We start from the raw sequence: 13,509 nt of genomic DNA, 5'->3' as shown, positions 1-13,509 counted from the left end.
CGCAACCGTCAGAAAATTGTGCCACCGCGGCATCGTGGCCCCGTTGGGCGGCCGCGCGCGCTGCCCTGTTCAGAACGGCCGCTTGGTGTAATCCACCTCGTCGGGGTAGAGCGTGTCCTCGATCGAGGTCGTATGCACCTTGACAAGGCGCCTGCCGTCAACGCGCGAGACATGCTGCTGCCCGAAGACCTGGTGCGTCCTGCCGTTGAAGATCTTCGGCCCCTGCGGATGGTCGCGGCCGTGGGGCATTTCGGTCATCGCCTCGGTCGCCTCGATCAGCGCGGGGCGGTCCTCCGGGCCGCGGTAGCCAGACGCCTCCATCGCGGCCTTGATGACGTACAGCGTTTCCCAGCAACCGAACATGTGGCCGTAGGTCGAGATGTCCGTCGGGTCGCTGACCGACGCGCCCCAGTCGTCGACGCCCACCTTTTCGCGGTAGAACCGGTCGAACTCGGACTGGTCGGGCTGCGCGTGGCGTGGCATGCCCTCCCAGAAATGGCTGCCGTCAAGGAATTCGAGGCCGGGGCTGTCCATCGCCACCGCCTCGAGGCTGTCGATGAAACCGAAAAGCTCGGGGCCGCGGCCGCCGAAGAATTCGCCCAGCTCCTTGACGAAGGTCAGCACGGCGGGCCCGACCATGACGTGATAAAGCACCTCGGTCTCGCGCGGGATGCGCGGGAAGTACCGGGTGAAGGACGTCTCGGACGGCGGGATCGCGATCTTCTCGAGGATCTCGCCGCCCTGCGCCTCGATGGCCGGGGCGAGATTGTCGCGGTGATCGTAGCCGAACCCGTAATCGGGAAAGATCATCGTGACCTTCTTGCCCAGATTTTCGGTTATGTAGGGCGCCATCGAGATGACCTGGCTCTTCACGTCGGTGATCCCCGGCTGCAGGGTGTAGCGGTTGAGCATGCCCGAGGAGACATGCGTGCCCTCGGAGACCACGAAGTAGGGCAGCTTGAGCTCACCCGCGCGCGGTGCCGATCCCGTGACCACGTGCGAGAAAAGCGGGCCGAAGGCGACGTCGCAGCGATGCTGGGTGGCGAATTTCTCGACCACCTCGGCGCCGCGCTTGGGATCGGTGCCGTCATCCTCGGCCACGATCTCGACGGGGCGGCCATCGATGCCGCCCGCATCGTTGATGAGCTTCGCGGCTGCCCGCGTTGTCCGGTCATACCAGCGGCCATAGGCCGCACCGATGCCGGTGCGGTGCACCTGAAAGCCGAGTCGGATGGGCTCGGCCGTCTGGGCCTGCGCGTAGCGCGCCCAGAGCGGCAGCGCCGCCGCGCCGACGGCGCCACCGGCCAGTGCTCCGAGCGCACCGCGGCGGGTGGGGCCCTTGGATTGTTGTGTCATCGCGAGGTCTCCTTCGTGTCCGGTCGGGGCCGGCCCGGAGTGGACCGGCGGCGTTTGGGCGGGGACTCTGCGCAGCGGTAGGCCGATTGTCCAGCGGTTTGCGCCTAGAGTCCCCGGGGCGAGGCGAGAAGCCAGAGCCCGAAAAAGGTGTAGGCCACCATGAAGGCGGCGACAGGCGCCTGCCCCACAAGCGCCCGGCGATGGCTGCCATGCGCCCTCAGCGCGAGGGCATGGGCCAGCAGGATCGCGACCACGTGCCCGGCCACCACGGCGCCCGCCTGCGTCAGCCAGATCAGCCTGACGGTATCGGGCGTATTGAAAAACCCGGTCGTCACGTGGACATGTCCCAGCCCCAACAGGTCGGACCCGCGCGCCAGCGGATCGTTCAGCGCCTTGACCACGTACTGCCCGTTCACGAGGAACACGGTGATGTAATGCGCAACGTGGTAGCCCAGCGCGATTGGCAGGACCGACGGGGCGAACCGGCGGAACGACGTCAGCAGCCCCTCGCCCGTTCCCGCCAGCCGGTCCCCCAGCCAGAGACAGCCGGCGAAAACCGCGATCAGCGCGCTGTTGGCCACGACCAGCCCGGTCAGGTTCTGGGTGACAACGGCCGAGCGGCCGGGAAACTCCAGGGGGTTGAGCCCCAGCACGCCGATCCACCAGAAGGTTTCGTTCAGGCCATCGAAACTGCCCGTGCCCAGCAGGACGAGGATGAACAGCGCCAGCCCGAGACCGGCCCTGGGCCCGGCGAGCATCTGCCAGCCCGGCGCGCCGACCGCGAGACGGCCGCGCGAGCGACCAAGGAGCGCCATGCGCCCATAGGCGCGCATCAACACGGTGAGGCCCTCGCCGCGCACCATCCAGCGCGGGCCGAACGCCAGCAGCCCGACGAACGCGAACGTCCAATAGCCCGCGACGAACAGCGCGAGCCGCCCCGGATCGGTCGGCGCCGGATCGGCCAGCAGCAGCGCGGCGAAGGCGAGGAAGGACAACAGCGCCGGCCCGTGGCCCAGCCAGCCGGGATAACGCAGCCGCGCGCGCGCTCGGGTGACACGCGCCAGCAGCGCGGCCGGCCCCGTCCACGGGTTCGTCCAGCGCCAGTGGTTGCCGAGAACCCCCTGCAGCGCCACCAGCACCACCCACCACACCGTCCAGATCGTCAGTGGCAGGAGATTGGCCAGCGGGTCGCGCGGGCCGGCCAGCCCCAGCCAGACCAGCGCGGCCAGAACCAGCCATGACAGGCAACTCGCGACGTGGCGCAGGCGCGGCCGGGGCACGCGCAGCAGGCGCAAAGGGCGGAAAAGACGTCCGGCCGCCGTCGCGGGCATGAAAGCCAGCAGCACCACCGTCAGCGCGACGGTGGCCACGCCAGCGGCGATGTACATGTCCGTCGGCAGCAGCAGCACGAAGCCCTGTTCGGATGCGTGCGCCGACGCCGCCTGCGGGCAGGCGGTGATGACCATGGCTTTCGCGACGGGTTTGCGCATCACCTCCCCCGCACAATGGTTCGCGTCGGCAGGGTACATCATGATGCCCGCCGGGGGAGACGGCAAATCACCGCGCCGGCCGTCCCGAACCCGCAGGAAATTTCGAAACGGACCGCAAACGCGACGTCGCCGGACGCAAACGTGACGATTTTGCCCTGTTTCCCGCGATAACAAACCTATATCAACACGCCAGAGAACGCTTTGCGGGGCCGACCGCGGCTCGCGCGGAAATCTAGGGAGACCATGCAAATGAAGGTGCTTGTGCCTGTCAAACGCGTGATCGACTACAACGTGAAGGTCCGTGTCAAATCGGACGGATCGGGTGTCGATCTCGCCAACGTGAAGATGTCGATGAACCCCTTCGACGAGATCGCCGTGGAAGAGGCGATTCGGCTCAAGGAGGCCGGCAAGGCCGACGAAGTGGTTGCCGTGTCGATCGGCGTCAAGCAGGCGCAGGAAACCCTGCGCACGGCGCTGGCCATGGGCGCGGACCGCGCCATCCTCGTCGTGGCCGCCGATGACGTTCACACCGACATAGAGCCGCTGGCCGTCGCCAAGATCCTGAAAGGCGTCATCGACGCCGAGCAGCCGGGCCTGGTGATCGCCGGCAAACAGGCGATCGACAACGACATGAACGCCACCGGCCAGATGCTGTCGGCGCTCATGGGTTGGAGCCAGGGCACCTTCGCGTCGGGGCTGGACATCGACGGCGATCACGCCGTTGTCACCCGCGAGGTCGATGGCGGTCTGCAGACCATCAAGGTGGCGATGCCGACCATTGTCACCGTGGACCTGCGCCTGAACGAGCCGCGCTATGCCTCGCTGCCCAACATCATGAAGGCCAAGAAGAAGCCGCTGGAGGAAAAGACAGCCGACGATTACGGCGTCGACGTCTCCCCGCGCCTCGAAGTGGTCAAGACGGGCGAGCCACCGGCACGCAAGGCCGGTGAGATGGTCGGCTCGGTCGAGGAGCTGGTTGGAAAACTCAAGGAAGCGGGGGCTGTGTAATGGCTGTTCTTCTACTCGCAGAAGTCACCGACGGGGAACTGGCGCTGGACGCCACCGCCAAGGCCGTGGCCGCCGCTAAAGGCCTTGGCGACGTGACAGCGCTGTGCGCCGGGGCGCAGGCCGCCGCCGCGGGCGACGCCGCCGCCAAGATCGATGGCGTGGCAAAGGTGCTCGTGGCCGAGGACGAGTCGTTGGGTCACCGTCTGGCCGAACCCACCGCGGCACTGATCGTCAGCCTGGCCGACGACTATGACCACATCGTCGCGCCCGCCACGACGGATGCCAAGAACGTGCTGCCGCGCGTGGCCGCGCTGCTGGACGTGATGGTGATCTCGGATGTCTCGGGCGTCATCGACGCCGACACGTTCGAGCGTCCGATCTATGCCGGCAACGCCCTGCAGACGGTCAAGAGCTCGGACGGCAAGAAGGTCGTGTCGATTCGGACGGCCAATTTCGACGCTGCCGGCGAGCAAGCCGCGGCACCGGTCGAAACGGTGTCGGCCGCCGACGCGCCGGGCCTGTCCGAATGGGTCGAGGACAAGGTCGCCGAAAGCGACCGGCCCGACCTGACCAGCGCCGGTGTCGTCGTCTCGGGCGGCCGCGGCGTGGGCAGCCAGGAGGATTTCGCGCTGATCGAGACACTGGCCGACAAGCTGGGCGCCGCCGTGGGCGCGTCGCGTGCCGCCGTCGATTCGGGTTTCGCCCCGAACGATTGGCAGGTCGGACAGACCGGCAAGGTCGTCGCCCCGGAGCTTTACGTCGCCGTGGGCATATCGGGCGCCATCCAGCACCTTGCGGGCATGAAGGACTCCAAGGTCATCGTGGCCATCAACAAGGACGAGGAGGCGCCGATCTTCCAGGTGGCCGATTACGGCCTCGTGGCGGACCTTTTCCAGGCGGTGCCGGAAATCACGGACAAGCTGGACTGACAGGCCGGCGCGGCGGCCTGACGGGGCGCGCGACCTGATGCTTGCAGGGCCCGCCGGCATCCGGCGGGCCTTTTCATTGGTGTGAAAGCCCGGTCACCACGGGCACCAACGCGGCGGCCGCCCGGCGATGCGCGGCTGCATCCGGCAGTTGCAGCGCCGCGATGTTGTCGAGCCCGGTGACCCGGGACGCGCCTTGGGCCGGGGGGCGGGTCGCAAGCACCTCGACACAGCCCGCCGAGAACCGGCGAACATCGGCCAGCATCTCGCGCGTCACGAAGGCCGGGTCATGCGACAGCCCCGGGCTGTCGCTCCCGTGGCCGGGCGCGCGCCCCGACAACCACAGCAGCACCACCGGCACGTCCAGCCTGCGCAGCAGCAGCCGCATCCGCGCGCACCAGAGCTCCTGCAACTCGGCAAGGACGGGGGCGAAGCGGTTGGCCGACCGCGCCTGAAGACGCCCCAGCAGGTGCCGCGTGAAGTGGAATTCCGTGAAATCGACCTCCGGATAGGCGGCGCGCAGCGGCCCCCGGGCCCGCAGGAAGCGGTCGTTGCGGCGCGGATGCACCTTGTAGAACCGGTTCGACAAGTTCTGTGCCCCGGGCACCTGCAGGATCACCAGCCGTGCGCCCGTGGCGGCGCGCAGCACGCCCGTGTCGTTGAGGAACACGTCCACCCCGGCATTGGGCCAGCCGAAATTGACGCAGGTCAGACCCGTGTCGCGTTCCAGCAGGGCGGGCCACGGATCGGCGATGAACTTGCCGTAGGTTTCCGTTCCGCCAAGGCAGGCCGCGTAGGCCCCGTCGAGCCGGCGGCGCGGGCCGCGAAACAGGAGTTTAGAGCCGGGATACCGGCACGGCTGATAATCGAGCGCCGCGGCGCCCATCCGTTCATAGGCCATGTCACCCACCAGTCGTTTTCTCACCCGCTGGCAGGATTCGCGCCCGCGGGTTGAGAAATCGCTAATGGTCGAATTCGTCTCGACTTTTAGGCAGTGCCGGGCCTTGCAGCGCCCGGCCGCCCGCGCCTATGGTGGCGGCGACCAAGAAAAAGGGGCGGGCCTATGGAGATCGCGAAAATCGGTGTCGTCGGCGCGGGCCAGATGGGCAACGGCATCGCCCATGTGCTGGCAGCGGCGGGATACGACGTTTGGCTCAACGATATCGGGCAGGAGGCGCTCGACAACGGCATCGCCACCATCCGCCGCAACATGGAACGGCAGGTCAGCCGCGGCAAGATGGCCGAGGCCGACATGACGGCCGCGCTGGCACGCATCACCCCGACGCTCAGCCTGTCGGATCTCGGGGCGACCGACCTCGTGATCGAATCGGCCACCGAACGCGAAAGCGTCAAGCAGGCCATTTTCGAGGAGCTCGTGCCGCATCTTCAGCCGCACACGATCCTGACCTCGAACACCTCGTCGATCTCGATCACCCGGCTGGCCAGCCGCACCGACCGGCCGGAAATGTTCATGGGCTTCCATTTCATGAACCCCGTGCCGGTCATGAGCCTCGTGGAGCTGATCCGCGGGATCGCCACCGAGCGCGATACCTACGACGCCTGCCTCGCCGTGGTCGAGAAACTGGGCAAGACCGCCGCCAGCGCCGAGGATTTCCCCGCCTTCATCGTCAACCGGATCCTGATGCCAATGATCAACGAGGCGGTCTACACGCTTTACGAGGGCGTCGGGAACGTGAAGTCCATCGACCAGTCGATGAAACTGGGGGCGAACCATCCGATGGGGCCGCTGGAACTGGCCGATTTCATCGGTCTGGATACCTGTCTGGCGATCATGAACGTGCTGCATGACGGGCTTGCCGATACCAAGTACCGCCCCTGCCCGCTGCTGACGAAATATGTCGAGGCGGGGTGGCTGGGCCGCAAGGCGGGGCGCGGTTTCTACGACTACCGGGGCGAGACGCCGGAACCGACGCGCTGATCCCGGGCCGCGTCGCGGCCCCCTTCGTGCCGGCGGGATGGTGCCAAGGGCATGAAACTGGCCCTTTCACCCGCTCCGGCGGGCCACTATAACGGCAACGTTCCGGGCTGCCGAGTCGCGGGCCGGGACCACGCATCACGACGGGACGCCAACGCATATGTCGATATTCAACAACATCCCCGGCCTTTTTTCCTCGGACATGGCCATCGACCTCGGGACGGCGAACACGCTGGTCTATGTCAAGGGGCGCGGGGTGATCCTGTCGGAGCCGTCGGTGGTGGCCTACCACGTCAAGGACGGGCAGAAGAGGGTGCTGGCCGTGGGCGAGGACGCCAAGCTGATGCTGGGCCGCACGCCCGGCAGCATCGAGGCGATACGGCCCATGCGCGAGGGCGTGATCGCCGACTTCGACACGGCCGAGTCGATGATCAAGCATTTCATCCGCAAGGTTCACAAACGCTCGACGTTTTCCAAGCCCAAGGTCATCGTCTGCGTGCCGCACGGCGCCACCCCGGTTGAAAAGCGCGCCATCCGCCAATCGGTGCTGAGCGCGGGCGCGCGCCGCGCCGGGCTGATCGCGGAACCCATCGCGGCCGCCATCGGTGCGGGGATGCCGATCACCGATCCGACGGGCAGCATGGTGGTGGATATCGGCGGCGGCACGACCGAGGTGGCGGTGCTTAGCCTTGGCGACATCGTCTATGCCCGGTCCGTCCGCGTGGGCGGCGACCGCATGGACGAGGCGATCATCAGCTACCTGCGCCGTCAGCAGAACCTGCTGGTCGGCGAATCCACCGCCGAGCGGATCAAGACCTCGATCGGGACGGCCCGGATGCCCGATGACGGGCGCGGAAGCTCGATGCAGATCCGCGGGCGCGACCTGTTGAACGGCGTTCCAAAGGAAACCGAGATCAGCCAGGCCCAGGTCGCCGAGGCGCTGGCCGAGCCGGTGCAACAGATCTGCGAGGCGGTGATGACGGCGCTGGAAGCCACGCCGCCCGACCTTGCGGCCGACATCGTGGACCGGGGCGTCATGCTGACGGGGGGCGGCGCGCTGCTGGGCGATCTGGACCTCGCCCTGCGCGAACAGACAGGGCTGGCCGTCTCGATCGCCGATGACAGCCTGAACTGCGTGGCGCTCGGCACCGGCAAGGCGCTGGAGTTCGAGAAACAGCTGCGCCATGCGATTGACTATGACAGCTGACACGCCCACCTTTTCCTGATCAGGGGGTCGCGGTGGCACCACACGAACGCGGAAAAGGCGACGATTATTCAGGCCCGCTCAAGCGTATGCTGGTGGGCTTGCTGCTGCTGTGCCTGGTGGGGATCTTCGTGCTGTGGCGGATCGACAGCCCGCGCGTGGAGAGGTTCCGCGCGCAGGTGGTGGACCAGGTCGTTCCCAGTTTCGACTGGGCGATGGCGCCGGTGACGGGCGTGGTGAACATCCTGCGCGATTTCCAGAGCTACCAGAAGATCTACCAGCAGAACCGGGAACTGCGTCGCGAGCTGCAACAGATGAAGGCGTGGAAGGAAGCGGCGCTGCAACTGGAGCAGGAAAACGCCCGGCTGCTGGACCTGAACAACGTGCAGCTGGACCCGCGCCTGACCTTCATCACCGGGGTGGTGCTGGCCGACAGCGGCTCGCCCTTCCGGCAATCCGTGCTGGTCAATGTCGGCTCGCGCGACGGGATCGTCGACGGCTGGGCCGCGATGGACGGTCTGGGGCTGGTAGGCCGGATCTCGGGCGTGGGGGACAACACGGCGCGGGTGATCCTGCTGACCGACACGTCGAGCCGCGTGCCGGTGACCGTGCAGCCCTCGGACCAGCCGGCGCTGGTCATCGGCGACAACAGCGCCGCGCCGGCGCTGGACTTCATCGAGAACCCCGACCGCGTGCGGCCCGGCGACCGCGTGATGACGTCGGGCGATGGCGGGGTTCTGCCCGCCGGCCTGCTGGTGGGACAGGTGACCGAGGACCCCGGCGGGCGGATGCGCGTGCGGCTGGCCGCCGATTACGACCGGCTGGAATTCCTGCGCGTGCTGCGCGACCACCCCACAGAACGGATCAGCGACCCCGGGCAGTTGCTTGCGCCGGCCGGGCTGCCGGGCAGCGGCCCGCGCGAACCGCGGACGGATCAGGGCGATGGCTGATCGGCTTGCCCGGCATCACTGGCCGATGCGCGGCGTCTACCTTGCGCTGGCGCTGCTGCTGATGTTCCTGCACCTGCTGCCCCTCGACACGCTGCCGCGGGGCTGGGCGGGGCCGGACCTGATGCTTGCCGTGACCTTTGCATGGCTGCTGCGGCGCCCCGATTTCGTGCCCCCGCTGGCGATTGCCGCCGTCTTCCTGCTGGGTGACCTGATGTTCCAGCGGCCGCCGGGGCTGTGGGCCGCCATCGTGTTGCTGGCCAGCGAAACCCTGCGCGGACGCGCCCCGGCGCTGCGCGACCGGGCGTTCCCTGTGGAATGGCTGAGCGTGACCACCACCCTGATCGCGATGACGCTTGGCTACCGCATCATCCTTGCCGTGCTGATGGTGGACCAGGCGCCGCTCGGGCTGAGCCTGATGCAGCTTGTCGCGACGCTGGCCGTCTATCCGCTGGTCGTGCTGATGTCGCAGTTGCTGTTCGGGGTGCGCAAGCTGGCCCCCGGCGATATCGACACCACGGGGACACGCGTATGAGACGCCCCGGCCGCGAAAACCTCGAAAGCCAGCGCCGGATCACCCGGCGCGGCCTGTTGCTGGGCGGCGTGCAGGCGGGCTTCGTGGGGCTGCTGGCGCTGAGGATGCGCTACATGCAGGTCGAACAGGCCGACCAGTTCCGCCTGCTGGCCGACGAGAACCGGGTCAATATCCGTCTCATCGCGCCCAAGCGCGGCCGGATCTTCGACCGCGACGGCGCCGTGGTGGCCGACAACGTGCCCAGTTACCGCATCACCATGGTCCGCGAGGAGGCCGGCGACGTCGACGCCATCATCGCGCGGCTGGCCCGGTTGGTGGAGCTTGACCCCGACGAGCTGGAGCGCGCGCGCCGCGACCTGCGCGAGCTGCGCGGCGACACCCCCGTGACGGTCGCCGATCGGGTGAGCTGGACCGAGATCAGCCGCGTGGCCGTCAATGCCCCCGCCCTGCCCGGCGTCGCCCCCGAGGTGGGGCTGTCGCGGCGCTATCCTCAAGGCGCCGATTACGCGCATGTCGTGGGCTATGTCGGCCCGGTGAGTGACCGGGACCTCGAACGGATCGACGCGCCCGAGCAGCTCTTGCGCATCCCGCGGTTCCAGGTGGGCAAGATCGGGCTGGAGGCGCGGCGCGAGGACCTGCTGCGCGGCAGGGCCGGCACCAAGCGCGTGGAGGTCAATGCCGTGGGCCGGGTGATGCGCGAGCTGGACCGCAACGAGGGCCATGCCGGCGCCGACATGCAGATCACCCTCGACAACGCCTTGCAATCCTATGTCAGCGCGCGCCTGGAAGGCGAGAGCGCGGCCGCCGTCGTGATCGACTGCGAAAGCGGCGATCTGCTGGCCTGCGCCTCGGCCCCGGGATTCGACCCCAACCTGTTCGTGCGGGGCATCTCGGTATCCGATTACAACGCGCTGCTTGACAACAAGTACCGGCCGCTGCCCAACAAGGCCGTGCAGGGCGTCTACCCGCCGGGCTCGACCTTCAAGATGGTGACGGCGTTGGCCGCGCTGGAAGGCGGGCATGTCGACCCCGAGGAGACCGTCTACTGCCCGGGCTTCGCCGAGGTGAGCGGCCGCCGTTTCCACTGCTGGAAGGGCGGCGGCCACGGGAACGTGAACCTGCACCAGTCGCTGCGCGACAGTTGCGACGTCTACTACTACGAGATGGCGCAACGCGCCGGGATCGCCGAGATGAGCGCGATGGCCCGCCGGCTGGGGCTGGGGGTCGCGCATGACCTGCCGATGACCAGCGTCGCCGCGGGCCTCGCGCCCACGAAGGACTGGAAACGCCGGGTGCGCGATACCAACTGGGTGATCGGCGACAGCGTCAATGCGGCCATCGGGCAAGGATTCGTGCTGGCATCGCCGCTGCAACTGGCGGTGATGTCGGCCCGTCTGGCCACCGGCCGCGAGGTGCGCCCGCGGCTCATCAAGTCGATCGACGGCGTCGAACAGCCCACCGGCCGCGGCGAGGAGCTTGGGCTCAACGAGAACATGCTGCGCCGCGTGCGCAAGGCGATGTACGCGGTATCGAACAACCGGCGCGGCACCGCCTATGGCAGCCGCATCATCGAGGATGCCTTCCGGATGGCCGGCAAGACCGGCACCAGCCAGGTGCGCAACATCAGCGCGGGCGAACGCACCACCGGGGTGCGCCGCAACGAGGACCTGCCGTGGCGCCAGCGCGATCACGCGCTCTTCGTCAACTTCGCGCCGTTCGAGGCGCCGAAGGTGGCCGTGGCGGTGGTGGTCGAGCATGGCGGCGGCGGCTCGACTGTCGCGGCGCCGATCGCGCGCGACGTCACCCTTCAGGCGCTCTATGGCGAAACGCCCCCGTTGTCGGCCTACCCCGCCAAGGATCGCGGCCGCATCCGCAGCCAACAGGACCGCCTGCGCGAACGCCGCCCGCCGGGCGCGGCCGGAGGCAGCGATCGCGCATGAGCTATCTGGAATACTCGGTCAAGACCACGCCCACGGGGCTGCGCAAGCTGCTTTTCCTGAACTGGCCGCTGGCACTTCTGCTGGCGGCCACCGCGGCCGTCGGGTTCCTCATGCTTTACTCCGTCGCCGGGGGCTCGTTCCAGCCATGGGCCGCCCCCCAGATGAAGCGGTTCGCCATGGGTTTCGCCGGGATGATCTTCGTGGCGATGGTGCCGATCTGGTTCTGGCGCAACATGTCCGTGGTCGCCTACGGCGCGACGATCCTGCTGCTGCTCGCGGTGGAATTCGTCGGGATAGAGGGCAAGGGCGCACAACGCTGGATCGACCTCGGCGTGATGCGGCTGCAACCCTCGGAACTCATGAAGGTAACGCTGGTGATGGTCCTCGCGGCCTATTACGACTGGCTGCCGATGGCGCGCGTGTCGCGCCCGCTCTGGGTTCTGGCGCCGGTCGCGCTGATCCTGCTGCCCGTCGCGCTGGTGCTGCGACAGCCCGACCTGGGCACCTCGATCCTGCTGATCGCGGGCGGCGGGTTGCTGATGTTCGTGGCCGGGGTGCACTGGGCCTATTTCGCCGCCGTGATCGCGGCCGGGATCGGTCTCGTGGCCGCGGTTTTCCAGAGCCGCGGCACAGATTGGCAATTGTTGGCCGATTACCAGTACCGGCGCATCGACACCTTCCTTGACCCCGCCAGCGACCCGCTGGGGGCGGGCTACCACATCACGCAGTCCAAGATCGCCCTCGGCTCGGGCGGCTGGACGGGACGCGGGTTCATGCAGGGCACGCAGAGCCGACTGAATTTTCTTCCGGAAAAGCACACCGATTTCATCTTCACCACGCTGGCCGAGGAATTCGGCTTCGTCGGCGCCGTCTCGCTGCTCGGGCTCTACGCGCTCATCGTCGTGTTCTGCATCGCGTCGGCCCTGACGAACCGTGACCGCTACGCCGCGCTGCTGACCTACGGGGTGGCAATCGCCTTCTTCCTGTTCTTCGCCGTGAACATGTCGATGGTGATGGGGCTGGCGCCCGTCGTGGGCGTGCCGCTCCCGCTGGTCAGCTACGGCGGCTCGGCGATGCTGGTGCTGATGCTGGGCTTCGGCCTTGTCCAGAGCGCGCATATCCACAAACCGAGGTGATCCATGACCGTCAATGTTCTTTTTGCCGCCGGCGACGACCAGTGGGAAACCTACCGGACCGTGCTCGAGCAAGCCCTCGCCGAGGCCGGGGTCGCCGCCAACCTGTCGCGCGGCCTGCCGCCCGGATCGGTCGATTACATCATCTACTCCCCCGGCAGCGAGCTGCAGGATTTCACGCCCTATACCCGCACGAAGGCCGTGCTGAACCTCTGGGCCGGGGTCGAGAACATCGTGAGCAACGAAACGCTGACCCAGCCGCTGGCGCGGATGGTCGATGACGGGCTGACGCGCGGCATGGTGGAATGGGTGACGGGCCACGTGCTGCGCCATCACCTGAACACCGATCTGCATGTCTGCCACCAGGACGGGGTCTGGCGGCATGACCCGCCGCCGCTGGCCCCCGACAGGCCGGTGGGCATTCTCGGGCTCGGCGCGCTCGGCCGCGCCTGCGGCGAGGCGCTGGCGCGGCTCGGGTTTCCCGTCACGGGCTGGAGCCGGACCCGGAAAGACGTGCCCGGCCTGACCTGTCTCGCCGGCGAGGACGGGCTGCGCGACGTGCTTGCCCGGGCCGAGATCCTCGTGCTGCTGCTGCCGCTCACCCACGACACCGAGACGATCATCGACGCGGCGGCTCTGAAACGGATGCCGCGCGGCGCCGTGCTCATCAATCCCGGCCGCGGGCCGCTGATCGACGACGACGCGTTGCTCGCCGCGCTCGGGTCGGGGCACCTCACCCATGCCACGCTGGACGTCTTCCGCGAGGAGCCGCTGCCCACCGCCCACCCGTTCTGGGCGCACCCGCAGGTCACCGTGACACCGCATATCGCCTCGGACACCCGCCCGGCCACGGCCGCGCGCGTCATCGCCGAGAACATCCGCCGCGGCGAATCAGGCGAACCGCTGCTGCATCTCGTGGACCGCGAACAGGGCTACTGACACCGCCGCCGGGCGTCCCGGTCTTCTCTTCGTTGAAATACCCCGGGGGTCCGGGGGCAGCGCCCCCGGCCCGGGGGGGGGGGGGGGGCGGGGGG

General features: G+C 68.2%; 12 protein-coding genes. 9 read left to right on the top strand and 3 right to left on the bottom strand.

Annotation, left to right across the window (positions count from 1 at the left end):
* Positions 1-69: 69 nt before the first annotated feature.
* On the bottom strand, positions 70-1,356 hold the full coding sequence (locus ACH107_RS03345; RefSeq protein WP_412504635.1) for an ABC transporter substrate-binding protein: 1,287 nt from the start codon (positions 1,354-1,356) through the stop codon (positions 70-72).
* A 104-nt stretch (positions 1,357-1,460) separates the two neighbouring features.
* Positions 1,461-2,846 carry a hypothetical protein gene (locus ACH107_RS03340; protein ID WP_412504634.1) on the bottom strand — a complete coding sequence of 462 codons (1,386 nt, stop codon included), beginning with the start codon at positions 2,844-2,846 and terminating at the stop codon, positions 1,461-1,463.
* 249 nt (positions 2,847-3,095) lie between these two features.
* Here ACH107_RS03340 and ACH107_RS03335 point away from each other — a divergent pair, with 249 nt between their 5' ends.
* Together ACH107_RS03335 and ACH107_RS03330 are read left to right on the top strand one after the other, a co-directional pair.
* Positions 3,096-3,854: an electron transfer flavoprotein subunit beta/FixA family protein gene (locus ACH107_RS03335; protein WP_412504633.1), complete on the top strand. Its 759-nt coding sequence runs from the start codon at positions 3,096-3,098 to the stop codon at positions 3,852-3,854.
* Positions 3,854-4,783, top strand: coding sequence for an FAD-binding protein (locus ACH107_RS03330; RefSeq protein ID WP_412504632.1), 930 nt, complete (start codon positions 3,854-3,856; stop codon positions 4,781-4,783). The genes ACH107_RS03335 and ACH107_RS03330 overlap by 1 nt, the downstream gene beginning before the upstream one ends.
* A 73-nt stretch (positions 4,784-4,856) precedes the next feature.
* Here the strand turns inward: ACH107_RS03330 and ACH107_RS03325 are convergent, their stop codons facing one another.
* Positions 4,857-5,681: a DUF6473 family protein gene (locus ACH107_RS03325; protein ID WP_412504631.1), complete on the bottom strand. Its 825-nt coding sequence runs from the start codon at positions 5,679-5,681 to the stop codon at positions 4,857-4,859.
* 162 nt (positions 5,682-5,843) lie between these two features.
* On the opposite strand from ACH107_RS03325, the gene ACH107_RS03320 reads away from it, so the two are divergent.
* The 7 genes from ACH107_RS03320 (at position 5,844) to ACH107_RS03290 (ending at position 13,414) form a co-directional block, all read left to right on the top strand.
* Positions 5,844-6,719 carry a 3-hydroxybutyryl-CoA dehydrogenase gene (locus ACH107_RS03320; RefSeq protein WP_412504630.1) on the top strand — a complete coding sequence of 292 codons (876 nt, stop codon included), beginning with the start codon at positions 5,844-5,846 and terminating at the stop codon, positions 6,717-6,719.
* Positions 6,720-6,876: 157 nt separating this feature from the next.
* Positions 6,877-7,923, top strand: coding sequence for a rod shape-determining protein (locus ACH107_RS03315; RefSeq protein ID WP_412504629.1), 1,047 nt, complete (start codon positions 6,877-6,879; stop codon positions 7,921-7,923).
* A gap of 32 nt (positions 7,924-7,955) precedes the next feature.
* On the top strand, positions 7,956-8,870 hold the full coding sequence (mreC, locus tag ACH107_RS03310; RefSeq protein WP_412504628.1) for a rod shape-determining protein MreC: 915 nt from the start codon (positions 7,956-7,958) through the stop codon (positions 8,868-8,870).
* Positions 8,863-9,402 (top strand): rod shape-determining protein MreD, encoded by a 540-nt coding sequence (locus ACH107_RS03305; protein WP_412504627.1) that lies wholly within the window; start codon positions 8,863-8,865, stop codon positions 9,400-9,402. The genes mreC and ACH107_RS03305 overlap by 8 nt, the downstream gene beginning before the upstream one ends.
* On the top strand, positions 9,399-11,342 hold the full coding sequence (mrdA, locus tag ACH107_RS03300) for a penicillin-binding protein 2 (RefSeq protein ID WP_412504626.1): 1,944 nt from the start codon (positions 9,399-9,401) through the stop codon (positions 11,340-11,342). Before ACH107_RS03305 ends, mrdA begins: the two co-directional genes overlap by 4 nt.
* On the top strand, positions 11,339-12,478 hold the full coding sequence (rodA, locus tag ACH107_RS03295; protein ID WP_412504625.1) for a rod shape-determining protein RodA: 1,140 nt from the start codon (positions 11,339-11,341) through the stop codon (positions 12,476-12,478). Before mrdA ends, rodA begins: the two co-directional genes overlap by 4 nt.
* Positions 12,479-12,481: 3 nt before the next feature.
* Complete coding sequence (locus tag ACH107_RS03290) at positions 12,482-13,414, top strand: 2-hydroxyacid dehydrogenase (RefSeq protein ID WP_412504624.1); 933 nt, start codon at positions 12,482-12,484, stop codon at positions 13,412-13,414.
* Positions 13,415-13,509: the final 95 nt, after the last annotated feature.

This window comes from Roseovarius halophilus (ex Wu et al. 2025) (assembly GCF_047086965.1).
The sequence above is the reverse complement of the archived record's forward strand: the minus strand, read 5'-3'. Positions and strand labels throughout refer to the sequence as shown.

Bases quoted from the DNA above. Each gene is read 5' to 3' on its own strand.
- ACH107_RS03325 (WP_412504631.1), bottom strand. From the start codon at position 5,681: ATGGCCTATGAACGGATGGGCGCCGCGGCGCTCGATTATCAGCCGTGC.
- ACH107_RS03345 (WP_412504635.1), bottom strand. From the start codon at position 1,356: ATGACACAACAATCCAAGGGCCCCACCCGCCGCGGTGCGCTCGGAGCA.
- ACH107_RS03340 (WP_412504634.1), bottom strand. From the start codon at position 2,846: ATGCGCAAACCCGTCGCGAAAGCCATGGTCATCACCGCCTGCCCGCAG.
- ACH107_RS03335 (WP_412504633.1), top strand. From the start codon at position 3,096: ATGAAGGTGCTTGTGCCTGTCAAACGCGTGATCGACTACAACGTGAAG.
- ACH107_RS03315 (WP_412504629.1), top strand. From the start codon at position 6,877: ATGTCGATATTCAACAACATCCCCGGCCTTTTTTCCTCGGACATGGCC.
- ACH107_RS03290 (WP_412504624.1), top strand. From the start codon at position 12,482: ATGACCGTCAATGTTCTTTTTGCCGCCGGCGACGACCAGTGGGAAACC.
- rodA (WP_412504625.1), top strand. From the start codon at position 11,339: ATGAGCTATCTGGAATACTCGGTCAAGACCACGCCCACGGGGCTGCGC.
- ACH107_RS03305 (WP_412504627.1), top strand. From the start codon at position 8,863: ATGGCTGATCGGCTTGCCCGGCATCACTGGCCGATGCGCGGCGTCTAC.
- ACH107_RS03320 (WP_412504630.1), top strand. From the start codon at position 5,844: ATGGAGATCGCGAAAATCGGTGTCGTCGGCGCGGGCCAGATGGGCAAC.
- ACH107_RS03330 (WP_412504632.1), top strand. From the start codon at position 3,854: ATGGCTGTTCTTCTACTCGCAGAAGTCACCGACGGGGAACTGGCGCTG.
- mrdA (WP_412504626.1), top strand. From the start codon at position 9,399: ATGAGACGCCCCGGCCGCGAAAACCTCGAAAGCCAGCGCCGGATCACC.